Origin of the sequence: Corallincola platygyrae, assembly GCF_039544265.1 — a bacterium.
GTDB classification, from domain to species: Bacteria; Pseudomonadota; Gammaproteobacteria; order Enterobacterales; family Neiellaceae; genus Corallincola; species Corallincola platygyrae.
Genome location: NZ_BAABLI010000017.1, coordinates 60,358 through 84,234, shown reverse-complemented (window position 1 = coordinate 84,234; position 23,877 = coordinate 60,358). Strand labels below are relative to the sequence as shown.

At 49.4% G+C, this 23,877-nt stretch carries 20 protein-coding genes; 13 read left to right on the top strand and 7 right to left on the bottom strand.

Features of this window, described 5'->3' with window-relative positions; all coding sequences use genetic code 11:
- Positions 1-302 precede the first annotated feature (302 nt).
- The gene (polA, locus tag ABEA14_RS15015) at positions 303-3,056 is read left to right on the top strand and encodes a DNA polymerase I (RefSeq protein WP_345340932.1); all 2,754 of its coding nucleotides are present in this window, start codon (positions 303-305) and stop codon (positions 3,054-3,056) included.
- Positions 3,057-3,900: 844 nt separating this feature from the next.
- Here the strand turns inward: polA and yihA are convergent.
- Positions 3,901-4,557: a ribosome biogenesis GTP-binding protein YihA/YsxC gene (gene yihA, locus ABEA14_RS15010; RefSeq protein ID WP_345340930.1), complete on the bottom strand. Its 657-nt coding sequence runs from the start codon at positions 4,555-4,557 to the stop codon at positions 3,901-3,903.
- A 186-nt stretch (positions 4,558-4,743) separates the two neighbouring features.
- Here yihA and ABEA14_RS15005 point away from each other — a divergent pair, with 186 nt between their 5' ends.
- From ABEA14_RS15005 to ABEA14_RS14970, 8 genes are all read left to right on the top strand, one after another.
- Positions 4,744-5,313, top strand: coding sequence for a c-type cytochrome (locus tag ABEA14_RS15005; RefSeq protein ID WP_377776218.1), 570 nt, complete (start codon positions 4,744-4,746; stop codon positions 5,311-5,313).
- A gap of 66 nt (positions 5,314-5,379) precedes the next feature.
- Positions 5,380-5,994, top strand: coding sequence for a DsbA family protein (locus ABEA14_RS15000; protein WP_345340926.1), 615 nt, complete (start codon positions 5,380-5,382; stop codon positions 5,992-5,994).
- Positions 5,995-6,559: 565 nt separating this feature from the next.
- Positions 6,560-7,159, top strand: coding sequence for a GTPase-activating protein (locus tag ABEA14_RS14995; RefSeq protein ID WP_345340924.1), 600 nt, complete (start codon positions 6,560-6,562; stop codon positions 7,157-7,159).
- The gene (locus ABEA14_RS14990; RefSeq protein WP_345340922.1) at positions 7,156-7,629 is read left to right on the top strand and encodes a DUF2489 domain-containing protein; all 474 of its coding nucleotides are present in this window, start codon (positions 7,156-7,158) and stop codon (positions 7,627-7,629) included. Before ABEA14_RS14995 ends, ABEA14_RS14990 begins: the two co-directional genes overlap by 4 nt.
- Before the next feature lie 120 nt (positions 7,630-7,749).
- Complete coding sequence (gene hemN, locus ABEA14_RS14985) at positions 7,750-9,090, top strand: oxygen-independent coproporphyrinogen III oxidase (RefSeq protein ID WP_345341332.1); 1,341 nt, start codon at positions 7,750-7,752, stop codon at positions 9,088-9,090.
- A 220-nt stretch (positions 9,091-9,310) separates the two neighbouring features.
- Positions 9,311-11,284 carry a sensor histidine kinase gene (locus tag ABEA14_RS14980; protein ID WP_345340920.1) on the top strand — a complete coding sequence of 658 codons (1,974 nt, stop codon included), beginning with the start codon at positions 9,311-9,313 and terminating at the stop codon, positions 11,282-11,284.
- A gap of 32 nt (positions 11,285-11,316) precedes the next feature.
- Positions 11,317-13,122 carry a permease gene (locus ABEA14_RS14975; RefSeq protein WP_345340918.1) on the top strand — a complete coding sequence of 602 codons (1,806 nt, stop codon included), beginning with the start codon at positions 11,317-11,319 and terminating at the stop codon, positions 13,120-13,122.
- 150 nt (positions 13,123-13,272) lie between these two features.
- Positions 13,273-13,620, top strand: coding sequence for a DUF4870 family protein (locus ABEA14_RS14970; RefSeq protein WP_345340916.1), 348 nt, complete (start codon positions 13,273-13,275; stop codon positions 13,618-13,620).
- 45 nt (positions 13,621-13,665) lie between these two features.
- On the opposite strand, the gene ABEA14_RS14965 is transcribed toward ABEA14_RS14970, so the two are convergent.
- A complete protein-coding gene (locus tag ABEA14_RS14965) occupies positions 13,666-14,889 on the bottom strand; it encodes a mechanosensitive ion channel family protein (RefSeq protein ID WP_345340913.1) in 1,224 nt (407 codons plus the stop codon).
- Positions 14,890-14,999: 110 nt separating this feature from the next.
- On the opposite strand from ABEA14_RS14965, the gene ABEA14_RS14960 reads away from it, so the two are divergent.
- Positions 15,000-15,557 (top strand): lysophospholipid acyltransferase family protein, encoded by a 558-nt coding sequence (locus tag ABEA14_RS14960; protein ID WP_345340911.1) that lies wholly within the window; start codon positions 15,000-15,002, stop codon positions 15,555-15,557.
- Positions 15,558-15,563: 6 nt separating this feature from the next.
- Here ABEA14_RS14960 and ABEA14_RS14955 read toward each other — a convergent pair whose 3' ends face one another.
- The 3 genes from ABEA14_RS14955 to ABEA14_RS14945 are packed head-to-tail and all read right to left on the bottom strand — an operon-like array spanning position 15,564 to position 19,178.
- Positions 15,564-16,235, bottom strand: a complete 672-nt coding sequence (locus tag ABEA14_RS14955; protein ID WP_345340909.1) for a response regulator — start codon at positions 16,233-16,235, stop codon at positions 15,564-15,566.
- A gap of 59 nt (positions 16,236-16,294) precedes the next feature.
- A complete protein-coding gene (locus ABEA14_RS14950; RefSeq protein ID WP_345340907.1) occupies positions 16,295-16,624 on the bottom strand; it encodes a hypothetical protein in 330 nt (109 codons plus the stop codon).
- Between the two features lie 19 nt (positions 16,625-16,643).
- The gene (locus ABEA14_RS14945) at positions 16,644-19,178 is read right to left on the bottom strand and encodes a TIM-barrel domain-containing protein (RefSeq protein ID WP_345340905.1); all 2,535 of its coding nucleotides are present in this window, start codon (positions 19,176-19,178) and stop codon (positions 16,644-16,646) included.
- Positions 19,179-19,516: 338 nt separating this feature from the next.
- On the opposite strand from ABEA14_RS14945, the gene ABEA14_RS14940 reads away from it, so the two are divergent.
- The 3 genes from ABEA14_RS14940 to ABEA14_RS14930 all read left to right on the top strand — a co-directional run bounded on the left by ABEA14_RS14940 (position 19,517) and on the right by ABEA14_RS14930 (position 21,192).
- A complete protein-coding gene (locus ABEA14_RS14940; protein WP_345340903.1) occupies positions 19,517-19,957 on the top strand; it encodes a hypothetical protein in 441 nt (146 codons plus the stop codon).
- Between the two features lie 87 nt (positions 19,958-20,044).
- A complete protein-coding gene (locus tag ABEA14_RS14935) occupies positions 20,045-20,533 on the top strand; it encodes a hypothetical protein (RefSeq protein WP_345340901.1) in 489 nt (162 codons plus the stop codon).
- Between the two features lie 143 nt (positions 20,534-20,676).
- Positions 20,677-21,192, top strand: coding sequence for a hypothetical protein (locus ABEA14_RS14930; RefSeq protein WP_345340900.1), 516 nt, complete (start codon positions 20,677-20,679; stop codon positions 21,190-21,192).
- On the opposite strand, the gene ABEA14_RS14925 is transcribed toward ABEA14_RS14930, so the two are convergent.
- Together ABEA14_RS14925 and ABEA14_RS14920 are read right to left on the bottom strand one after the other, a co-directional pair.
- On the bottom strand, positions 21,189-23,123 hold the full coding sequence (locus ABEA14_RS14925) for a bifunctional diguanylate cyclase/phosphodiesterase (protein WP_345340898.1): 1,935 nt from the start codon (positions 23,121-23,123) through the stop codon (positions 21,189-21,191). The two genes, ABEA14_RS14930 and ABEA14_RS14925, sit on opposite strands and share 4 nt — an antisense overlap.
- 13 nt (positions 23,124-23,136) lie before the next feature.
- Positions 23,137-23,799, bottom strand: a complete 663-nt coding sequence (locus ABEA14_RS14920) for a transglutaminase-like cysteine peptidase (RefSeq protein WP_345340896.1) — start codon at positions 23,797-23,799, stop codon at positions 23,137-23,139.
- Positions 23,800-23,877: the final 78 nt, after the last annotated feature.

Here is a 23,877-nt window from a genome sequence, read left to right as displayed (position 1 = left end):
CATCGTAGAAAAATAATATTCACAGCTAAAACGGAATTACATCGAGAGCCAGGATTTGCTCGATACCCATCCTCAAGCTGCTGTTTTGTATGTGTTTTATTTTAAATTTCTCTGACTCTATCGGGTTCTCCTGATGGAGGGCTGACTCGTTCCTCCACAAAGTTATCCACAGCTTGAATGCGATTTGTTCATCTTTTCATCGCTGTTTTTCTCCCTAAATCCAGATGCCTGATGTCAAGGCTACAATCACCGCTGTGGCTGTGGCATTCTTGCCGCATTAATAAGAAATATTCGAGTAACTCATGACCACGATCCCGGCCAATCCTTTTGTACTAGTCGATGGCTCTTCCTACCTTTATCGCGCTTATCATGCGCCACCGCATTTAACTAATTCAGCGGGTGAGCCAACAGGCGCGGTATACGGTGTGGTCAACATGCTTCGTAGCCTGCTCAAGCAATATGAGCCATCGCATATCGCGGTGGTGTTTGATGCCAAAGGCAAGACCTTCCGTGATGACATGTTTCCGGAATATAAAGCGCAGCGTCCACCGATGCCGGATGATCTGCGCAGTCAGATCGCGCCTCTGCATGACATTATTCGTGCTATGGGGTTACCTCTGCTTGCCATTGAAGGTGTAGAAGCGGACGACGTGATTGGTACGTTGGCAAGGCAAGCAGCCGCAGAAGGACGTCATACACTGATCAGTACTGGTGACAAGGATATGGCGCAGTTGGTCGATGAGCATGTCACGCTTATCAATACTATGACCGATACCATCCTTGGTCCTGAGGAAGTTGTAGAGAAGTTTGGTATTCCACCTTCACTGATCATCGACTACCTGGCGCTGATGGGCGACAAGGTAGATAACATCCCTGGACTACCCGGTGTGGGTGAGAAAACGGCATTGGCGATGTTGCAGGGGATTGGTGGTTTGGATGCCTTGTATGCCGACCCAGATGCAGTGGCGACATTGGGCTTCCGTGGCGCCAAAGGGATGCCACAAAAGCTGCGTGATAATCGTGATGCGGCCGATATCTCTTACAAACTGGCAACGATAAAACTTGATGTTGCGCTGGACGAAGCCCCAGAGCAGTTGCTGCGGGCCACACCTAATAACGATGCGCTAGTACAGTTGTTTGGCAAGATGGAGTTTCGTCGTTGGTTGGCTGAGTTGCTCGATGGCGACGCCAGTCCAACTTCAGTAGACAGCCCTGCAGCAGAGCCATCTGCACCCGCCGTTGATCGTAGTGGTTATCAAACGCTGTTGACGGAAGCGGATCTTGCGCCCTGGCTGGAAAAGCTAAAATCTGCAGAGCTATTCGCGGTTGATACAGAAACCACCAGTTTAGATGTGCAGGAAGCAAAGCTGGTGGGGATCTCATTCGCGGTAGCCCCGGGTGAAGCGGCCTATTTGCCATTGGGCCATGATTATCTGGGTGCACCCGTTCAGTTGACCCTGGAACAGGTTAAGCCACTGCTGAAGCCTATTTTCGAAGATCCATCGATTAAGAAAGTCGGTCAAAACCTCAAATACGACCTTTCTGTGCTGGCCCGTCACGATATTCAACTCGCCGGCGTAGCGTTCGATACCATGCTTGAATCCTATGTATTCAACAGTGTGGGTGGACGCCATGATATGGATTCGCTGGCGCTTAAGTACCTCAGCCATAAAGCGATCAGTTTTGAGGAAGTGGCGGGTAAAGGTGCAAAACAGCTGACGTTCAACCAGATTGAGTTAGATACAGCATCTCCCTATGCCGCAGAAGATGCCGATATCACCTTGCGTTTACATCAGGCATTGTGGCCAAAGGTGGAAGCTGAATCTTCACTGCTAAAAGTGTTCAAGGATATTGAGTTGCCATTGGTGCCGGTGCTTTCGCGCATAGAGCGTCACGGTGTATTGATCGATAGCGCCATGCTGGCAACGCAAAGTGATGAGCTGGCAACACGTTTAGCAGAGCTGGAGCAGGAAGCATACGAGATCGCTGGTGAAGAGTTTAATCTGGCATCACCAAAGCAACTTCAAGCGATCCTATTTGAGAAGCTTGGGCTGCCTGTTTTGAAGAAAACGCCCAAAGGTGCGCCGTCAACAGCTGAGGAGACGCTGCAGGAGCTGGCTTTGGATTACCCACTGCCCAAACTGATTCTGGAACATCGTGGTTTAGCTAAGTTGAAGTCGACCTATACCGATAAGCTGCCACGTATGGTGAATGCTGGAACGGGTCGTGTGCACACCTCTTACCATCAAGCGGTAACGGCAACGGGTCGACTGTCATCTTCAGACCCTAATTTACAGAATATTCCGATCCGTACCGAAGAAGGGCGCCGTGTGCGCCAGGCGTTTATTGCGCCTGAAGGTAAAGTCGTGGTGGCGGCTGACTATTCGCAGATTGAATTGAGGCTCATGGCGCATTTGTCGAAAGATGACGGCCTGCTTAGAGCTTTCCAGCAAGGAATCGACGTCCACAAGGCGACTGCAGCGGAAGTTTTTGGGGTGGCTGTTGATGAGGTAAGCAGTGAGCAACGTCGTCGCGCCAAGGCGATCAACTTTGGTCTGATCTATGGCATGTCTGCATTTGGCCTCAGTCGTCAGTTGGGTATTCCAAGACACGAAGCGCAAAGCTATATGGATACCTACTTCGAACGCTATCCGGGCGTACTTGAGTATATGGAGCGAACCCGTAAAGAGGCGGAAGAGAAAGGTTATGTGGAAACTCTGTTTGGCCGCCGTTTGCATCTGCCTGATATCAAAGCTCGCAATATGGCGCGTAAAAAAGCTGCCGAACGAGCGGCGATCAATGCGCCTATGCAGGGTACGGCCGCAGATATCATCAAGCTGGCGATGCTTAAAGTCGATGACTGGATCCAAACTGAAGGAAAGGGTCAGATCAGCATGGTGATGCAGGTACACGATGAACTGGTGTTTGAAGTGGACCAGAACCAGGCGGAAGCTCTTTCGGCGAAGGTTTGTGAATTGATGAGTAGTGCCGCCGATCTGGATGTACCCTTGTTGGTTGAAGCGGGCCAGGGTGAAAATTGGGAACAGGCGCACTAGTCAGGTTGTGCAGTAATTCACCATTAAAGGAAATAAAATTACAGAAATTCCTTTCATCTTATCTGACCCTTTGGTACATTAGCAGGTGTAGGGTACAGAGGTAAGATGTTCTATCTTTCAGACCTTTTTTAGTTTCAGACTGTTGAAACTACTGAATTCTCGCCCCGACACGTTAGTGTCGGGGCTTTTTTTATGCCTGAATTCGGGTAATGGTCCGATTTAGTGTAGAAATTGCGCTAAATCAAACAAGCGTTGAAGAGTTAGAGTTTTCACTTTAACTTCGTCGAGGCCAGTAATATAGTGCTTTCCAAGCTAATAACCTTGTTGTTGGCTTTGACCCGCAGGGGTCTGGGAACATTAGCTTCTCCCCAAAGCTTTTATTTGCCGGTTGCACACAGTGCCACCGGCTTTTTTTTGCCCTCCAGAAAGTCGGTTTATTTCCTTAACGTAATTTAATTACGGTTTTGTGACGCTAACACATCGCTTTGTTGACGAATTAAAACTATCTGTTTGAAAAACAAAAGATTGGTCATTGGCTGCGAAGGTTGGCTAAAAAAAGATCAACTTTTTTTGTTTAGCGCAGAACTTTCTCGGAGGGGGCGAGTCTCAATAAGTGCATTGGAAAGTGCTTCCTTTCAAGACTCCCTAGCTTTATTTAGCTGCCCATCCTCCCGGATGGGCTTTTTTTATGTACAGGAAGCACGGTATGTCGCGGATACATGGTACCCAAAACACTTCGTGGGGCACGCTGTGTACAGGAAGTACGGTCAAAAATTGCTCCCTGCATTTTCAACATTTCCGCCATCCTTGGCTTCTGTTTCTACATAAGGTTTGCTGGCCGGTACTATTCGTCAGCCAACTCGCTTTCTTCACTGACTTCTGCGTCATCATTCAGGTGGGCGTAGCATTGCTGCTCGATAAAGCCTGACAGGTGTTCAATCCCCAGCTTTTTCAAAGAGCTGAACAGTTCGACACGAATATCGCCGCCAAACACCATTACAGCCTCACGGACTTTTAGCATCTGAGCCTTACGGGCACCGGACTTGAGTTTGTCGCACTTGGTTAGGAGTGCGAGCACGGGCAGGTTGCTGGCAACAGCCCACTCCAGCAGCATCTGATCCACTTCTTTTAGAGGGTGACGCACGTCCATCAGGATCACCACGGCACACAGGCTTTGGCGCTCTTCGAGGTATTCGGTCAGTGAGCGCTGCCACTTCTCCTTCATCTCGATCGGTACCTTGGCAAAGCCATAACCGGGCAGGTCGACCAAACGACAGTTATGGCCGACATCAAACAGGTTTATCAACTGTGTACGACCAGGGGTTTTACTGGTACGGGCCAGGTTCGTTTGACCACAAAGTGCGTTCATTGAGCTCGATTTGCCTGCGTTTGAACGTCCGGCAAAGGCGACTTCAGCACCGTCATCAGAAGTTAACTGACTGATCTTAGCGGCACTGGTAATAAATTTGGCATTTCGAAAGTTAAGCTTGAAGGGCTCCACAAATGGCCTCCGGGCAACGGGTTACTTTTTGTGAATTTGGTGTAAAATGACCCGATTACGATAATAAGCACGCAAAGTGTACCACGTCCCGCTCCCTAGGCGGACGACAAAGATGGATTAGGGGTATTAATGAAAAGATTCCTGATAGCGTTTACGGCTCTGGTAAGTGCTGTTGCAACTCCTGTGATGGCTCAAGGCGACGTTGAAGCCGGTAAAGCGGCGGCGGCAACCTGTGCCGCATGTCATGGTACTGATGGTAATGCGACCGTCACTATCTATCCAAAGATTGCTGGCCAACATGCCAGTTATATCCTTAAGCAGCTCAAAGAGTTTAAGTTGGGTATGCAGACGGGTGGTAAGGAAGGACGTTACGACCCTGTGATGGGGGGCATGGCGATGCCTTTGGATGAAACCACCATGGAAAACCTGGCGGCATTCTATGCGAGCCAGACAATGGCTCCGGGCGCGACTCCAGAAGACGTTATTGAGGTTGGCGAACAGCTTTATCGCGGTGGTGATCCGGAGCGTGGTTTGCCTGCTTGCTTGGCGTGCCATGGCCCACGAGGTGTGGGTTCAAGCCTTGCCAAGTTCCCTGCAATTTCCGCCCAGCATCCGGAATATACCAAGGCGCAACTGGACAAGTTTAAGTCTGGCGATCGTGCCAATGATATGAACGGCATGATGCGTGATATCGCGATGAAGTTAACCGATGAAGAGATTGAAATCCTGGCTAAGTACCTGGCTGGTTTACACTAATCTAAATTAGGTTAATTATGGAAGGCGACTGTAAGGTCGCCTTTTTTGTATCTGGAGGAGTTATCTATGCCCGTATTTTTGCGCACATTGTGTGGTGTGTTCATCCTGCTGTTCGCAACAGCGGCTTTGGCTGTGCCTGAACTGGGTAAAGATTACTCTGAGGTAACGTTGGCAGATGGTCAAAAGCCGAGCGCCGAAATCGTTGAGTTTTTTTGGTATGGGGCTCCCGGTTCGGCGATGTTGAATGATGTCAGCGAAACCTTGCTGCTTTCATTCCCTGAGTTGGAGTGGCAGCGGATACCGGCAGTTGTCAGAAGCGACTGGCGTCCCCAGGCCAAAGCTTACTATCTGGCAAAGTTGTCCCCTAAGTTCGTTACTTATCATCAGCAACTGTTCGAAGAGATGACCAGTGGTGGTGAGCCGCTTTCTGATCAAACCAGTGTCGTGGCTTGGTTTGCGGCCAGGGGAGAGAACAGCGAACTGATGATGGAACAGTTCCTATCTTCCCGGATGAATGCGCAGTTGGTATCTGATAAAAATTTGTTGGAAGCGGTGAATGTTCCCGGTGTGCCTGCAGTCTTGGTGAATGGACGCTATCTGGTGCATGCGGGCCAACACCTGACACGTGAGAGCTTTTTATCAACGCTGGAGTTTCTGGTTGCTCTACCAAAAGTAGAATAATCAGGTGCGACAACTTTGATTAAAAAGTGTGCACTGGCTAACAAAAAAGCGGCTATGTTATAAATTTGTTGCGAAGATTTCTTGAGTTATTACTCAATTGCACTAGAGTAAAACGCGACTCAGGGAACAAACAGATCAGGACGATCCTGTTGAAGATACATTTAGGTCAAAACACCATCAAAGAGTGTATGGCCAGCAGTCGGGGAAGCGCTGCAATGGGTCCTTGTTTGGGATCCACACGAACTGAATAGACTGCATGCTATTCAGGCGTGAAAGGAAGCATGTAAAGAAGAAAAAAAAGAAGCAATGCACGGAAGCCGGCAACAATAAAATGGATAACCAAACCGGGATGTTGTTAACCCAGTAAGGATTACTGACAAGAAATTTGACCACAACGACGTGGTTGATTGATAAGGCGGGTGACCCGCCTTTTTCTTTTTCTAGCAAACCACTTTTCCCTCCTATTCTGTAGTCATGTGAGAAAAACCAGCAAATTATCGCGCAGCGATGATGTTGCGTTACAATACGTGCCGCAAAGATTGAGTTTCCCACTGTTGAGAGCGCTATGAGTCGCAAACGCAAATCCAGAAAGCCAGGTGCATTGGCTCCCTCGTTTAAACCCAAATCCATTGTTCAGGAAGAGCGCAGTAAGCAGCAAAAGCGTGTTAAAAAGCGCAAGGGATTAAAGCCGGGCCACAAGCAAGTCGCTGAATCGCCAAAGACTAAGGCTGAAAAGTCCGGTGTCTCCAGCAAATTAGCCCCAGAGATAGCTGAACAGTTAGGAAGTAAGAAGCCGGTAGCATTGAATGTGCCCTCTGAGCCGGTTGAAACTCGCGTGCCTGAGACGCCCAAAACTGCAAAGCAGCCGGTAAAGGTTGAGGCGAAAGAGCCTGAAGGCGCGCCTTCAGAGCAGTCCTTGTTGGCTGAGCTAGAAGCGTTGGAGCAGGACAGTCGCTTTAACACCCTATTAGATATGGTTGATAAAGGTGAGCAGCTTTCAGCGGAAGCAGAGGCTGAGTTTGAACGTTTTGTCAGCCAGCATCAGAAATTGGCTGAAGCACTGGGTCTGGATGATGAAGAGGAAGAGCTGGAGGATGAGCTCTGGGAAACCCTGAACCAAGGAGATGCTTTGTCTGACGAATATAAGGATGAGGACCCCTCATGACGTCAATGTGGTGGGCTGCCATTGCCGTTGGTGCCCTGATTATTGTTGGCCTCAGTGTGTATGCCGGTCGATTGTTATATCTGTTAAAACAGCAACAGCAGGCGCAACGCCTGGTGGCTGAACGGAAAAACGCACGTTTACTTGAAAGTATCTACACCATATCCATGGCTGCAGAACAGGGACAATGTGAGTTATCTGAAGCCGCTATTCGGATCTGTGTGTTGCTTGATCATCTTCAGCCTTCTGTCGGGCCAATTGATTTCACCGCGCGCTATCCTAATCTGCATGGCCTTTATGACAAGGTGAAACACCTGCCGACGCATGATGCCCGCAAGAAGTACAAGCGAAATGAGATCATGAAAATGGATCTGCAACGGATGAAAGATGAAGAATCATTTGCCGAGGGGATCCAACCTGAGCTGCTGGCAATTCGGAGTCTGACCAAAGAGCTTTGCCTCAGCCGCGGTTGAAGTCGAGACATTTAGGTTGATAGCGGGCTGCTGGGCAACAGCCCACTGCCCTGTATAATACCCCTGAGAAAATTCTGGAGATTGTCCGTGACTACAGTTGGCCCTGTGTGGGATCAAAGCCTGATCGAAAAGTATAATTTGACGGGGCCTCGTTATACCTCTTATCCAACAGCGTTGGAGTTTCAATCTGGATTCAGCGAGCAGAATTTGCTCGATGCAATCAGTAGCAGCCAGACCCGTAAGTTGTCGCTTTATGTGCATATCCCTTTCTGTCACAAGCTTTGTTACTACTGTGGTTGCAACAAGGTCATCACCCGACATCCCCACAAAGCCGATATCTACCTGGATTTTCTAGCGCGGGAGTTGGCAACCAGAGGCGAGCAATTTTCCGATTATACGGTTCACCAATTGCACCTTGGCGGTGGGACACCCACCTTTTTGTCTGAAACACAGATGAACAGGCTGGTCTCAATGCTGAAACAACATTTTGTTTTTGCAGATGATGTTGAACAGGGCATTGAGGTTGATCCGCGAGAGATCCCGCTATCGATGATGTCGACCCTTGCGGAGTTGGGTTTCAACCGCATCAGCATTGGTGTGCAGGACTTTAACCAGCAGGTACAGCAGGCGGTCAACCGCGAGCAGGACAATGAGTTTATTCATCAATTGGTAGCGGAAGCCCGTCAGCACGGAATGAGCTCCGTCAATCTGGATCTGATTTACGGCTTACCCTTTCAAACCCCAGAATCTTTTGCTGAAACACTCAAGCAAACACTGAAGATGGACCCGGATAGACTGTCAGTGTTTAACTACGCGCACCTGCCGGATAGATTTGCCGCTCAGCGAAAAATTGATGAGGCGCAGATGCCATCTCCTGACCAGAAGATGATGATGTTCAGGCAAACCATCGAAACGTTGACGCAAGCCGGCTACCAGTACATAGGTATGGACCATTTTGCCAAGCCAGACGATGAGTTGGCCAAGCTGCAGCGCGCTGGAGAATTGCATCGCAACTTCCAGGGGTACACCACCCATGGTGATTGTGATCTGCTGGGTGTCGGCGTGTCTTCCATCAGTCAGATTGGAAGCAGTTATCTACAGAATGAGCGTGAGTTAAAGCACTACTATCAGCAGCTGGATGAACGTGGTGATGCGCTCTGCAAAGGGATCACTCTGAATCGGGATGATTTAATCCGCCGTGATGTTATCAAGTCGCTGATCTGTAATCTGAAACTTGATTTGACTGACGTTGAAGCGCGTTGGGAAATCTCGTTTGCTGATTACTTCGAGGACGCCATCGACGCCCTGCAAGGGTTGATGGAAGATGGTCTGGTCACCGTGACCGAGCAGCGGATTGAAGTGCACGCGGCAGGTCGCCTGTTAATACGTTCAATCTGTATGTGTTTTGATGCCTATATGCAACGTCAGATGAGGCAGCGTCAATTTTCACGGATCATCTAGCAAGCCTTTATTGGGGATGGCCCAAATTGAAGCAAAACCAGAATGCCTATCGCCAAAGCGATTGGATCTGCGTAGTATCTGGTTAACAAAAAATTAACATCACCTGATATCTTGTCCGGATTGACTTTTAACCTGTGCATTGAGACAGGCTGTAGGGAAAAGTTGAGCCAGCCGTTGACTTGGGTATACTCCTTGTCCGAAGTGTGATTTTGGTCTGATTATGGTTAAAGATCCGGCGCCGTTAGCGCGCCTATGTCGTCGTCAATTGAGGTTATACCGACTCGGGTTCACCGTGTTGGTGCTGATTACGATCGCGATCTCCTGGTTTGACTTCAGGAATGATATCAAGGACCTACGACATTCGGTCGAGTCTTCATTTCAAGAGCGTTTTCTCGCTCTGAACAATCGACTGGAAAACACCACCTACTATGTACGGGCGCTTGGCCAACAGTATCAATTTGGTAAAGAGTCGCCAGTGGCCGGCACGCTGCAAGATCTGGAGTCTCACCTTCAGCAATCAGCCACTCACTTTCAACTGGATACGCACGAATACTACAACCGGCCTTGGAGCTTCTTTGGTGCGGGTCAGTATCAGCAGGACAACGACGAGTACCGCAGTGAGGTGAATGCGGCACTCAAGCTTGCTGACCTGTTGGTGTCATCACCCTTGGTCGAACCCGCGGCGGTTCAGGCTTTCTATCACAATCCTGATGCTGGTTTTTCATTTATCTATCCTCCGTTGGAGTGGCATGAGTTTCAGCCCGGCCCACGGGATGGTGAAGTTCGTTACCGTTTAATCAATAGCGTGCTTAGACCGCCACAGGTCTGGCTACAGCAGGGCGCTGAAGCCTATTGGACGCGCCCCTATATGGATGCGATGGCTCAGGACCTGCGGGTAAGTTACCTGCAACCCGTTAACTCTGGCGGACGTTATCCAGCGATGGTGGGAGCTGATGTCACGTTGGATTTCTTGCAGCGTTTTGTGTCCTCACTCGAAGGCCCTGAGTCGAATCTGAGTGTGATTAACCTGCAGCCACCTGTTCAGTTGCTGGCCAGTGGCAGGCAGCTATCTGAGGATCCAAATGCCCCGCTATTCGATGACAATCAGATCCTGCAATTACACGAAATGGCGGCAACCCAAACGCGGCAATTAGAGAGTTTGGATGGTGAACTGGTGATGTTGCGACAGTTTGACCATGCGCCTTGGTACTTTGTTTACACAGCTTCTCCGGTGGCGATGCTGCAGGAATTGCGTTGGCAACTGATCGTAAACATCAGTGTGGTACTGCTGGTGGCTGTGATTGGAGCGGTGACGGATCGTTTTATTCGAGCCAAATTCACACGGCCGATGGAACAGGTAGAGATGGATCTGGTCGTTCAGCGTGATGAGCTCGCTCGGGCACTGGATGACCTTGAGCTTGCCAAGAGTGAGTTGGTGCAGTCAGAAAAAATGTCGGCGCTGGGTAGCATGGTGGCTGGGGTTTCCCATGAGGTAAATACGCCTATGGGTATTGTGGTCACCGCCGTGTCTCACCTGAAAGAGCAGATGACGCGCTTACAGTATCAGTTTCAGGATCAACGGCTCTCTTCTGAGCAGCTGGAAACCGCGTTGAAGGACGGGTTGAAGGGGCTGGATCTGATCCAGTTTAATACCGACCGGGCAATACATCTATTGCAGAGTTTCCGCCAAGTGGCAGCAGACCAAACCCAGGGTGAATGTCGTCGCTTCCTGCTTGCCGAGTATATTCAGAAGGTACTGGACAGTATTCAACCTCGTTTCCGTAACTCACCTGTCTCTTTGCAGTTTCACTATGAGCGCGATGTTGAGATTGATAGTTACCCAAGCGCCGTGGCTCAGGTCGTTATCAACTTGGTGATCAATGCGCAAAAACATGGTTATGATGCCGGTCAGGAGGGCGAGATACGCCTCCGCCTGAGCTTTGATGATCATGGGCAACGTGCGCGTTTGAAAGTGCAGGATGATGGCCGTGGCATGAGTGAAGTGGTGGTTGCTCAGGCATTTGACCCGTTCTTCACCACTGCGAGAGAATCTGGCGGCACAGGGTTAGGCTTGAGTATCAGCTATAACCTTGCCGCAGGTCCGTTGGGTGGCAAGCTCAGCCTGGAGTCTCGTCCCGGTCATGGCGCAGCGTTTACCCTTGAGTTACCTTATCAGGCTCCTCTAAAAGCCTGATCCCACTTTCCTGAAAGGCAAACATACTCAGCATGATGTTGATTCTTAGTCTTTTGGCTTTGCTTGCGGGTCCTCCACTGTATAGCTGGATCCAGCGCCATCATGGCTGGCTGGCGCTTACTGATAGCTTTGTATTTGTTGTCGTGGGTGGCTTGGTGCTATTCCACATACTGCCGGAAGTCATTCATGCCGGTGGATGGATGGTACTACTTCTTGTTGCACTCGGATTGTTTGGTCCTACGATTCTTGAAAACCTGTTTCGTCGCGCTGCGCTGCAAATGCACAACGCGACCTTGCTGGTTGGTGTTCTGGGATTGGCGCTCCACGCTATTGGTGATGGGGCGGCGCTGATAGACCATGGCGAACATGAAACCCAGCTGATGCTGGCAGTGAGCGTGGTGCTTCACAGGATCCCGGTTGGCTTGACGGTTTGGTGGCTGCTGCGCCCTCATTATGGCCCTTGGTTAGCCTGGTCTGTTATCTTGTTGATGGTAGCTGGCACCCTGGCGGGCTTTTTTGCTGGTGAAGAGATGGTTACCGCCCTGACTACGCAGCAGTTTGCCTGGTTCCAGGCGTTTATTGTCGGTGCCATTCTTCATGTCGTGTTTCACCGTCCATATCATTCAGAAGATCTGCCTGAGACGCCAACTATGACAGGTATTGGTGGTTTGCTGGGTGTTGTCGCTTTGCTATTGATCCTGTTGCCGGGCTGGCTTGGCTTTCATCTACACGAGCACCACTTACATGACCACCATCATCACCATGAGCTGCACGCTGCCTTGGATGATGCTGCCCCAGAAGCACAATGGCGCTTTTTACAGTTGGCATTGACGATTGCGCCTTGGTTGCTGTTGGCGTATGGCATTGCCGCCATTATTAACTATCTGTTTCCCCGAGCTTTCTGGCTATCCCCGCGTCCGGGCAAGATGCCCGAGGCGATAAGAGGGGCACTGATGGGCTTACCTTTACCTGTGTGTGTTCCTGACGCAACGCGCATCTATCCCATGCTGTTGAAGCAGGGAGCGACGCCAAGTTTCGCTCTCGCATTTCTGGTTGCTTCACCTGTGCTAGGGTTTGACGCACTGCTCATCTCCATACCCTTATTGGGCATAGATTTCGCCATGGCGCGTTTGTTTACCGCTCTGGGCTTAGCCCTGGTTATCGGTGCCTTGATTGGACGATTCATTAGCGAATCTGAGCAAACCATAAGTCGAGAACTGTGCGATAAGCCAACGAAACAAAGAGGTCAGCGCCTGTTTCGGGCCTTTACTGATGGTTATGCACACCTGATCGATCATACCGCTCCGTGGGTTATTGCGGGTTTGGTGGTTGCAGCGACTCTGGCACCGACACCAGGTTGGAGTGTGTTAACCGAACACCTTTGGGCTCAATTTTTGGTGGTCATGATTTTAGCCTTGCCATTACACCTTTGTGCAACGGGGTTAACGCCTGTAGTTGCGGTGCTGATTGCTGTTGGTATGTCTCCCTCCGCTGGTTTGCTGTTCCTGCTTTTAGGCCCGATGGTCAACATTACATTGGTGCGGTTCCTGGTTGCATCCCATGGCAAGAAGATCGCTATTGGCATGTTAACCGTCATGCTCTCGTTATCTGTGGCAACCTGCTGGTGGTTATCGTCCTGGTTAACCCAAGGGGATTGGCATCATCACGAAGGCCATAGCGGCTGGCAGTGGCTGGCTTTAACTGTTCTGGTTTTGCTGTACGCCATTTCCTTATTGCGAAATGGCCCCCGTGCGTTTATTGCCGAGTTGTTTCCCAATGAGTTACGCCATTCTCACCACCATCACAGTCATGCCGATACCGGTCATCGCCACAATTGATTGATTTTTGACAACTCACCCCGTCGATTCACACTTTTTATCTCCGATACTTTTGTTAGCAAATCAGTCAATTAGAATGCCCTTGTCGTTAGCCGTTTTCGATTAAAAGACGCGTTACCAAAATTTTGCATGCGTTCCTAGGGAGACATTATGAGTGAAGTCATTACACCACCTGAGCAAAACCAAGAAGACTTGACCATTGGCCATGTGGTTTATGGCTTGTTTGCAGCCAGTTTTCTGATCGGTATTACGGGCTTGGTTGGTGTCATTATTGCCCATGTTAAGCGTGGAGATGTGGCTGCTGATTCGGTGTTGGCAAGCCACTTTCGCTGGCAGATCCGCACCTTCTGGTTTGGATTCCTGTGGGGTGTACTGGGGGTGATCCTGACCTTCGTCTACATTGGTATCCTTGTGCTACTCGCCAATGCTGTGTGGTTTATTTACCGGATTGTACGAGGTTGGATTAACTTGAATGACAAGAAGCCAATGTATGTTTAGTCATCCGTAATGCCATAAAAAAGGGAGCTTATTAAGCTCCCTTTTTTATTTGCTCAGCCGCTGAAAATCGCTACCAGAGGGTGCCTGAAAGGCGCGTAATTCAAACGCAGGTAGGATGGCATAGATGTGGTCAAACAGATCGGCCTGTAGCGCTTCATAGTTTGCCCATCGCTTTTCCGTGCTAAAGAGGTAGATCTCAATAGGTAAACCCTCGGCAGAGGGTGCCAGCTGCCTGACCAGCAATGTGAGGTCCTGACTTACTAAAGGGTGTTGTCGAAGGTAGCGCTCAAGGTAGGCGCGGAATGTACCTATGTTTGTCAGTTTACGCTGATTACAGGGGTGTTCTTCACTATCCTCGTAGCCTATCTCCTGGAACTTACCGTTCAGATAAGGGCCAATTAGTTTGGCTTTTCTTAGTGAGCCAATCAGTGGCTTATCGAGGAACTTAATCGAGTTAACATCCAGATGAATGGCGCGTTTTATACGCCTGCCGTCCGATTCCTCCATACCACGCCAGTTTTTAAATGCATCAGAAAACAACGCATAGGTAGGTACCGTGGTAATGGTCTTATCCCAGTTCTGAACCTTAACAGTGGTTAATCCGACGTCGAGTACTGTGCCGTCTGCCCCATAGTTACCGACTTCGATCCAGTCACCACAACGTACCATGTCATTGGCAGCTAGCTGCAAGCCAGCGACAAAACCGAGAATAGTGTCTTTAAACACCAGTAGCAGTACTGCGGTAAATGCACCTAAACCACTCAGTAGTACAAGGGGGGAGCGGTCGATCAGCATAGACGCAGCCAAAATCAGCGCAACCAGCATGACAAAAAGTTTGGCTAATTGGGCAATACTACGTAACGGCAGCTTGTGGCTGGAAGCGTGATTGCCAGCCAGTTTCTCAAGTGCACTGAGAAATGCCATAAGGCAGCGGCTAACAACCAGAACCAAGTAGAGGGAGATACCCAGCGACAGGATCTTTTCTACTGTCGGGCTATCAGCATAGGCGACAGGAATCAGTGAGAACAATAGTAATGCAGGCACCAGGTGGGAGAGGTTCTCCATAACGCGATACTCAACCAGAAGGTCATCCCACTGCATAGGACTGCGTTTGATGATCTTGCGTACAGCGGTTAACAAGATACGACGTGTAATCCAGTCCGCCAGCCAGGCCATCAACAACAAGCCTACCAAAAGAAGGCTGTCTAAAATCAGGGGGTGTGCTGGAAGTTTGGCGTTTTGCAGCCAATGAGTTAGGGTGTCTCGCATTTTTCGGCTTCCTCTCCGTTCATGGGCTCATGTTAAAGCAGCCTTAGTTTGGGGAGAAGGTCTAAAGTTAGCCTGTGAGCAGTGAATTACGCAGAGTTTGAGGTGGATTAATGTGGCAAGGTTTCTGTGTTTGGTTATTACGTCGAATGGGTTGGCGTATAGAAGGATCTTTGCCAGCGATTCCTAAGTATTTGTTGATTGGTGCCCCCCACACCAGCAATTGGGATTTCGTGGTCTGTATCATTGCGCGCTTTGCATTGGGACTTGAGATTAAGTTTCTTGGCAAGCACCAGCTGTTTAAGCCACCTTTCGGATGGTTTTTCAGGGCATTGGGGGGATATCCAGTCGTTCGTCATGAACGCAGTAATCTTGTTCAGGATGCAGTTCAGCTGTTCGAACAGCACCCCAACTTTGTATTGGGGTTAGCACCTGAGGGTACACGTAAAGGTGTACATCGCTGGCGCACCGGCTTCTACCATATTGCTTTGGGTGCCAAGATCCCTTTGGTGATGTTGGGTTTAGACTTTGCCAATAAGCGCCTCATCCTTTCTGAGCCGTTGCAGTTAACAGGTGATAAGGGCGAGGATGCCTCTCATATCGAGGCATTTTTCAGGCCAATCAAAGGAAAACAGGAAAAAGAGATACCGCCAGGTTTGGGCTGGGAGTAGCAGACGTTAGTCTGCTACTTGAGCATAAGCATTGGGAAGGTACTCAGCCAGATCCTGTAACAGACCTATTTTGCCGAGCGTCAGTGGTTCACCTGGTTTAACCAGAACATAACCAGAATCGCTGACTATCGGCTGCGCCAACAACATGCCCTCTACCAGAGCGTCAAACGCGACTCGCTTACCTCCTCCATTGGCATCATCTGCCAAAGGGTCTGTTTCCAGCTGCAATGGCTTTTCAGTATCGAGTACTTCGTATGCCACCGAGGGTCTTAATTCTGGTTGCGGACCTAGTAGCAGGTGGTCAATCCGTGTCTTCAGTTGGTCTACCGAGATCGACTTGTTGATAATTGCATCGGCGTCCAGAGCGATGGCTGTACCTAAAATGGGCACTTCATCATGGCTGGTGATAATCATTACTCGGGTGTTACGTGCTTGCTTGGTCAGTCCGCATCGAACTTTCTGCAGTACGCTGAGACCGTTTACCAAAGGCATCTCTATGTCAGTCAGGATGAGGTCAAAGCTCTCTTGTTCCATGCAGGTAAGCGCTTCCTCACCATCACTTGACACTGTGATCGCAGAGAAGCCGAGCTGTTGTAACAGGCTGTTGAGCAAGTGGCGCGTGATTGGCTCGTCGTCAACCAGCAACACTTTAAAGCTATCCCACACACTCTCAGACATTCATCTCTCTCTTCTAAATACGAAAAAGGGCACGATAATGGTGCCCTTTATTGTTAGTTCTACTTGGATGCATGGCGCCAGCGGTAGCAGTATACCAGCCCCTCTTTCTCTTGATGTTTGACCTCTTCCCAAAGGCCTAACTGCTGAAAGTATCGCTTGGCTTCGTCAAACTCGCCAGGCTTCATCGGGGGGTAGAGCTCACCGGCCTCATGTTCGGCTTTTGAGAATGACTCCGCCAGAGAGCTAGGCTTGGTGCGCCAGCGATAGCAATAGACGATACCGTCAATGCTCTGGTCTTTCACCTCATGCCAGATACCTTGCTCTGAGAAGTAGCGTTTCGCCTCTTCAAATTCGCCGGGTTGTGCCGGCGGAGTCAGTTTAAAGCCCATCTTTCATACCTTTTGAAAGTTATCGCCAGATAATTTCGACATGATTTACGTACGCAAGTTTCATAATGCCTGCTTTTGCATACACGCGGTTACCATCCTGATACCAACCTTTAGCGGCGCGTTTGTACTCTTGCATGCTGTTGTACTTGCGTAAACGCTCTTTACGGTAGGTAACTGAGCTGATCTCCTGACCGTGGGTAATAAACATGGTGTTTACTTCACGGCCTGGTTTCATGCCATCAAAACGACCACGCGCTTCGGCGATGGTTAGCTCAGCAGATTTCTTGCGCTGCTTTAACACTAGGTCGGTGCTGAGCTTCGCTTTATTTTGGTAGTCAACTGAAGTGCCATCATCCTCATACATGGTGAACTTGCTCTTCATTTTGCCATCGCCAAGGTAGGCCACAACCAACAGGGTATTTTCTTCTTCGCCAGTCGGGCGCAGACCATCAATATTCATCATAGTGTCATCGACAATATATTGTGGAATCACTGTGCCAGTTTTAACGAACGTTGGCAGGCGGTAGATACCTTCGCGGTAAAGAGGGAATGGGCCAAACCACTCACCGGCACTCTGATAGCGCTCGTGGTCATGATAGTCAATCCATTCGCCTTTAGGCAGATATACAAGCGCTTCACGGGCACCGGCTTCGGCTACCGTTGCAACGATCATGCGATCACCGATCATCTTCTGATTCGCAAGCGTACGAACACCTGGGTCATCCTGATAGTGATAAACCATAGGTGGGAAGATGGCGGTACCACGGGTGTATGCTTCGTGCGCTAATGAATAGTAATACGGAGTAAGCGCGTAACGCTGGCGAATGATTTCGCGGTTGCTGTTAACGTCACCAATCTTAGCTGGGCTGGTTTCCTTACAGTTACACAGGTTTTCCGTGTGAGGGCGCATCGGGATATCGATCGCTGCACTCACCGCCAGCCATTGAGTGTACATCTCGTCAGCATTGCCGCCAGCCAGCGCTTTGCGGTGGAAGCCGCCGATGTCTGAGCCATAGTAGTCGAAACCCGACATTGACATATGCATCTGGGTGTTTATGTGTGCGGCCAAGTTTTTAAGGTTTGAGCCGATATCACCAGACCACAAAGCGGTGCCGAATCGCTGGCTACCGGCAGTGCCTGAGCGGCTGAGAATAAACGGACGCTGCTTATGTTTGTTACGCTGGTAGCCTTCAGCAATGCTTTGGCTCCAAAACAGGTTGTATAGGTTGTGCACGTCGCGGTGACCGTGTTGAGTCTCTGTGCCAATGCCCACACCTGAGTACCAAGCGTTCACATCGTACTGTTCAGGCTCACCTAAATCAGTCCAGTGACCCATCACACCATCTTTAATCAGTTGCTCACGACGCCAGTCATGCCAGAAGTTCGCGCCTTCAAGGTGAGTGAAGTCGAGCATGCCGCCTTTACCCCACCAAGGGTTGCTTTCCAGATAAACCGGGTCACAAGGGTAAGGACACTGGCGAACAAGATACCCTTTGGTTGCCATTGTCAGGTATTCAGGTAAGCGTTTACCAACGTAGGGCTCTTCTATCGGGATGATGCCCAGACCATATTTACTCTTGTATTCTTTGATACGCAGTTTGGGGCTGGGGAAGTTTGTTTTGTCCCAGCGCAGTGAGCCCATTTTAGTGTTGTCAGATCCTTCTCTGATACCGCCGAACCATTGCAGGTCCAGAAATGCGCCATCAACCGGGAATTTTGCAGCGCGCAGATCACGCATTGCCATATCGACTTCTTTCCAGCTATCGAAGCCATATTCAGACATCCACAGACCAAACATCTTGCGAGGTGGCACAGGCGGGCGACCGGTCAGGTCGAGGTAGTTTGAGCGAAGGTCTTGCAGGTTACGACCCCCCATCACATATACACGAAGGGCATCACCACCTGTGTTCATTTTGTATGGGTCGCTGGTGAAGTCCCAAGTCTGAGCATAGGTGTTGTCTACAAACATGGCCCAGTTCTGCATACCCTGGCCGAGGAAATATGCGACCGGCACCTGGGTGTTACCTACGGCGCCACCACCCTGGCCTACCATTCGGTTGCCCATCTCATTGCCTGGAGTGCGGCGCTGGCCACTCAAGTCACCATTTAGTTCGCCTAGCTTGCGATGTTGTTGGCCCAGACCGTAGATGTGGTAGAAGTTCTCACGGCTGAACTGCAAGCTGAGCTGGTCTGGCTTGGTCGATAAAGGACACAGTTCGCTGAGCGTGTACTCAGGTTGTTTGCGGATGTCCGTTACTTTCACACATAGGCTGGAAGTATCGATACGAACAGCAAGCGTTTTCGTTTTCAGGGTGTTACCACCCGCAGGAATAGGTTTGGCTTTATGGTCGTTGCGCAGCACCATGGGGGACGTGTAAATGCGACCGGAAGATGCGTTCTCATGCATCGCCCACTCGATGTGAACTAAATCGTCCTCGAGTAATTCGATAGAGAGAACATTTTTGCCACTTACGGTGCGGTATACCGACGCCGACTGTGCAGCAAAACTGAACAGACATGAGAGCAATGTCAGCAAATAAATCGGTTTAACCACGGGAAGACTCCTCGGATACGGTTCTAGTTATATTCAATTGTTGCCAGGTTGTTACGAATATTATGTAACACTGTACAATAACCCGACAGCTACAATCGCCTTGTAGAGTAAAGAACAACGTTAATTTTGAACTGCATCGCAAAATATTCGTGCTTTATCGTCAAAATTGACATCTTGATGGAACTACCGCGGCGTCGAAAAGCCGTCACCCATCCTCTGGCTATGGTTGTCGAAGCATTTTGTATGCCAGCCAATATACTAAAAACTGTGAATTGGGATCAGTGACCAATCCATGCAAATTGCTAATATATTTCTGAATTTTTTAGTTGAGAGTAACGATGAAAGGACTGATTCGCGCAGCAGGTATGTTCATATTGGGGTTATCTGCAATCGCATTTGGGGCGAGTGCAACTCCTCACCCTCTGGATTCAGCGCGACAGGCGTGTCTGCTAAAAAACAAAAACATGGTTGATTTGGCGGAATGCTACGTTGACGTGGTCGATGAGTGGCGAGACGAAGTTGAACGAGTGTATGAATTCGTTATCGAGCGTAAAGCCAAACAGGGCAAAGTTAGCGAAGCACGCTTGATTATTCAGCAGCAGGAAAGCTGGTTGAAGTACCGGCAAGTGGTTCTAAAGACTTGGCAATCTTCTTGTTCTGGCAATGCCGCTTGCCAGGTACAACTACCCGAGCAAGAACTCAAGGCGCAGCGTGAACGTTATTACGAGTTAGAGGCATACATTGACTGCATCTCATGCTTCGAACCTTATGATGGATAAAATTGGACAAAATGGCTGGTTGTGGCGAATAATTAGGCAGCCAACCTAAACTTCTGCATAAACAATCGGCGTGGCAAGGATGTCAGCATGAAACTTAAAACATTTATCTATGGAACGCTTGGGGTTGCGGCCTTGGTGGCGCTGCAACAGTCAGGCGAAGAAGAAGCATTGCTCATGGATCGCGTTCTTGCCTGGGCAAACAAAACCCCTTTCTATGCGCAAGCCCGAGTTCGATACAACGTCAAAGGCGTTGATGGTGAAGGCATTTTACTGTTTCAGTTGAACCCTCTAGACGGCTGCCAAAAAACCCTAAAGCGCTTTATCAGTGAAGTCACACGATGTGACGACTGTGAACTCACGTCTATCAGTTGCTCAATCTCTCCAACCCCCTATCAGATGCAGTTATTGAAGGGAGACGAATCTGAGCGCGGCTACATGTTGGTGCAGAACAGCAGTGACGAAATGAGTAAAGCGGTACTGCAGTACTGGGGCTTGGATAACCAAGAGTGGTATCAAATATGCCACAGCATGCGTGGTAATTTGTCCAGCTCTGACATGCAGGCGCGTTGCATTTAATCTGAGAACGTGTGAAGGTGTACCTCGCTTGTGAGTGAGGTGCGCCTGCGTGAGCGTATTCCCTGCCGTCCACATCTTTATAAACGTTAACATTTGATAGTTATTCTGGACTAAATTTGGTCCTGGACTAGGGAAAGTGTGCTTTGAAAACCACAACTCCATTGAGGCTGGTGTGGAGCCTTTTTATCGCCATCATTTTAACCGCTTGTGGTGGCAGTGGCGGCTCATCAGCTGACAACCCACCTGAACAGGCTCTACCCGGTGCTCCAGAAGTTCACCCTCCCGAGGTGGCTCCTGAGCCTGATCCAATACCCATGTTGACTTGGGGTATCCCAACGACACGCACTGACAAAACAGAGCTTGCCAGCTGGGAAATTGATAAGTATCAGGTGTTATTTGGCAAAGACAGGTTTAAGTTAGAACTGCTTGATGAAGTGCCTGGAGGTTCTTCATCACCTGGGCTTTCATTGGAATCGCTGAATCCCGGTTACTACTTCTTCTCAGTCACCGTGATTGATGTCAATGGGCTTGCAAGTGACTCCTCTGAAGTTATTCTGCGCAAAGTGCCCGATGACTTCCTTGACGATAACTCTGGCAGTGAGGGCAGCACAGGAAGCGGCGAAACCGACGATGGCTCGGTTGGAACCAGCGCTGGTTAGTTTAGCTTCTCTACCGATTCAGGCTGCCCAAACAGGTAGCCTTGCAATCCATCAATACCCAGCTCCCTCAGGGTGCAGGCTTCTTCTTCTGTTTCAACCTGCTCAGCATAAACATCTATGTCTAGCCCATGTCCCAGCTGGATTAGGGTGCGAATAAAATCCTGATTCTCGCGTTCGTCACTGATGCCGTGTACGTAGTTTCCTGCTACTTTCAGGTGGTCTGGGCGGATTTGCCGTAAATAGCTGAAAGGCAGTGTACTTACACCAAACTTCTCAATGGTGATTCCGAAACCAAGTGAGCGTGCTTGTGATATAAAACGTTCCGCGCCGGTCATGTGCTGCTGCAGTGAGTGTTCACTTAGTTCAAAACTTAACTGTTGGCCTGTTAGTTTGCTTCCTGAGGTTTGTTGTCTCAGCCAATCGATAAATTTACTGTCTAGAACCGTTTGTACCGAAAGGTTGATGGCAAACTTTAGCCTCGGAAGCCTGCCAGCGAGTTCCTGAGCTTGCAAAATGACGGACTTATCCAGCTCTTCAATCAGCCCCAACCTGCCTAGCTCCGCAAACAGATCTGGTGTGTTGAGAGGCTCCCCGCTGTCATCATAGAATCGAGAAAGCAACTCGTAGGTAAGGATTTGGTCGTTACCACTGTCAAAGATGGGTTGGCAGGACAAACGCAGGTGAGGCGGTCGAATCTGCCTCAGTAATTTTTGCTTTCTGGCCGCAATGTCGAGCTGGTCGGCATCTAGTTTTTCTTCAGGTGTGAGAATATGGATCCGGTTTTCACCAGGTTGACCGGCGAGTGTCAGGGCATGGTCAGCATTGGCGAGCAGTTGTTTCATCTCCATACCAGGACGGTAATCACACACTCCGATAATGGCGACCCCCTGCGTTTGTTCAGGATGAGCAAAGGCTTCGAGGGAGCTTGACAGACTTTCTACATTTTTTACCTGCTCCAAACGGGTGGGTAACAGCAGTGCTATTTCACTCTCTGAAGTTCGAAATGCCCAGCCTTGGAAGTGCTCGGCTACTTCCTGGCAAAGTTGGCAGACACGTTTGATCTGCTCTTTTGCTACCGGGGCTCCGGATCTTTGTTGCAGGCTTTCAATACCCGTCAATCTAACAAACCATAATGCACCACTGGGTTGTTCGGGGTCTTTCAGCAGGGTTTTCAAGTGGTCAATAAATGCCCGTCGGTTTCGCAGTTGGGTTAATCCATCTATAAACGCTTCTGCCTGCAGTTTTTCCGCCCTGTCGCTAAGGTCTTTGAAGTTTTTTTCAGTCTTTTCCACCATCTTATTGGTTGCTACAACAACGCTCCGCAATTCACTCGGCTCTGGCAGCTCGATAGTGAAGAAGTTACGTTCGGCAATGGCGTTGGCTTGGCGCTCGATGTTACGGAGTGGTTTAAGGATCACTAACAGGAACCATAGTCCTAGGGCTGAAGCGCCAATAGCGATAAATAGCGCATTCCGCAGGCTCTTTTGGGCTGATAACCAGAGATACTCATATGCCAGCCCTGTATTGCTCTTGATCTCAATCTTGCCTAGATAGTTCCATGAGTAGAGCTCTGATTGACCTGTTCCCGGTTCCAACACAAGCCAGTCAATAAACCAGCCCGGAACTCCTTCCAGCTGAAGACTGCCGGTTCGGTGGATCACGACTTTGTCATTTTTGTCGGTGAGAGTAAATTCACCAATGTAGTTCGAGTCGACCAGGCTATTTACTTGTGTCTCGACCATGACCAGATCGCCGGTTTCGACATGCTGCAGGCACCACATACCAAAATATCGCGCGGTGTCGGTGGCATGAGTTTGTAGCTGTTCCTTCAGGTATTCCTGTGTCTGCTTCAGCTGTACTACAAAATAGACGCCAGCGCCCAGCAAACTGGTGAAGACCAGTAGCAGTAACAACCGTGTGCGAAGGGACATATTAAGCTCCTATTTAATAGCCAGATTCAATTCGCTCAAGCAGCTCATACCAAGGCTGTTGGCTATTTTCGATAATTCGTTTACCACGATTCAGTGCCTTACTTTGCCAAAGCCCTTCCGCATTAAAGCTATACACAGGCACGAGATCTTTGCGCTCTGAAGCTTTCTTAATTTTATTGGTCAGGTTATCCAAAACGAGAGGCATGGCATCTGGTGTTTCGTAGTAAGTTAATACCATGTGTGCTTGGTTGATACGTATAGCTTTCACATACATTAAACGTAACTTTTCCGGAGCGACACCGAGCGCACGCAGAGAAAAGTACTTCGCTACCGAATAATCTTCACAATCCCCAGCCGCAGTGGCGAGTAACTCTACAGGTGTTGCCCAGTAATCTTCCTGGCCCCAGTGATCTTTGTCATGCTTAAAGGCGATTTTATTGAAGTACTTATTTACGAGTTTTAGCTTGTCGCCTTCGGAAAGATTTTGGCCACGCTCAAGAAGTCGTTTTAATTTGGATACTCTGGTAGCGGCTTCTTCACCGTAGTCTTTCGTTACCTTGGCAAGTAGCTCGGGGGTGAAGATCTCAAGAAAGCCATCCGAGCGAATAGTCGCTGCAATAAACAAACAGCAGATTAAAACCAGGTATTGGTTGAGTACGGCTCGAAAGAACGACACTGCCTATTCTCATTATTTATCGCTAAGGGAGAGTGTAGTGCAGAGAGAGAAATAGAAAAGATACTTAGTTTGTAACTT

Coding starts and splice junctions, on each gene's coding strand:
- polA (WP_345340932.1), top strand. CDS start 303: ATGACCACGATCCCGGCCAATCCTTTTGTACTAGTCGATGGCTCTTCC.
- ABEA14_RS15005 (WP_377776218.1), top strand. CDS start 4,744: ATGGCTCAAGGCGACGTTGAAGCCGGTAAAGCGGCGGCGGCAACCTGT.
- ABEA14_RS15000 (WP_345340926.1), top strand. CDS start 5,380: ATGCCCGTATTTTTGCGCACATTGTGTGGTGTGTTCATCCTGCTGTTC.
- ABEA14_RS14995 (WP_345340924.1), top strand. CDS start 6,560: ATGAGTCGCAAACGCAAATCCAGAAAGCCAGGTGCATTGGCTCCCTCG.
- ABEA14_RS14990 (WP_345340922.1), top strand. CDS start 7,156: ATGACGTCAATGTGGTGGGCTGCCATTGCCGTTGGTGCCCTGATTATT.
- ABEA14_RS14980 (WP_345340920.1), top strand. CDS start 9,311: ATGGTTAAAGATCCGGCGCCGTTAGCGCGCCTATGTCGTCGTCAATTG.
- ABEA14_RS14975 (WP_345340918.1), top strand. CDS start 11,317: ATGATGTTGATTCTTAGTCTTTTGGCTTTGCTTGCGGGTCCTCCACTG.
- ABEA14_RS14970 (WP_345340916.1), top strand. CDS start 13,273: ATGAGTGAAGTCATTACACCACCTGAGCAAAACCAAGAAGACTTGACC.
- ABEA14_RS14965 (WP_345340913.1), bottom strand. CDS start 14,889: ATGCGAGACACCCTAACTCATTGGCTGCAAAACGCCAAACTTCCAGCA.
- ABEA14_RS14960 (WP_345340911.1), top strand. CDS start 15,000: ATGTGGCAAGGTTTCTGTGTTTGGTTATTACGTCGAATGGGTTGGCGT.
- ABEA14_RS14955 (WP_345340909.1), bottom strand. CDS start 16,235: ATGTCTGAGAGTGTGTGGGATAGCTTTAAAGTGTTGCTGGTTGACGAC.
- ABEA14_RS14950 (WP_345340907.1), bottom strand. CDS start 16,624: ATGGGCTTTAAACTGACTCCGCCGGCACAACCCGGCGAATTTGAAGAG.
- ABEA14_RS14940 (WP_345340903.1), top strand. CDS start 19,517: ATGAAAGGACTGATTCGCGCAGCAGGTATGTTCATATTGGGGTTATCT.
- ABEA14_RS14935 (WP_345340901.1), top strand. CDS start 20,045: ATGAAACTTAAAACATTTATCTATGGAACGCTTGGGGTTGCGGCCTTG.
- ABEA14_RS14925 (WP_345340898.1), bottom strand. CDS start 23,123: ATGTCCCTTCGCACACGGTTGTTACTGCTACTGGTCTTCACCAGTTTG.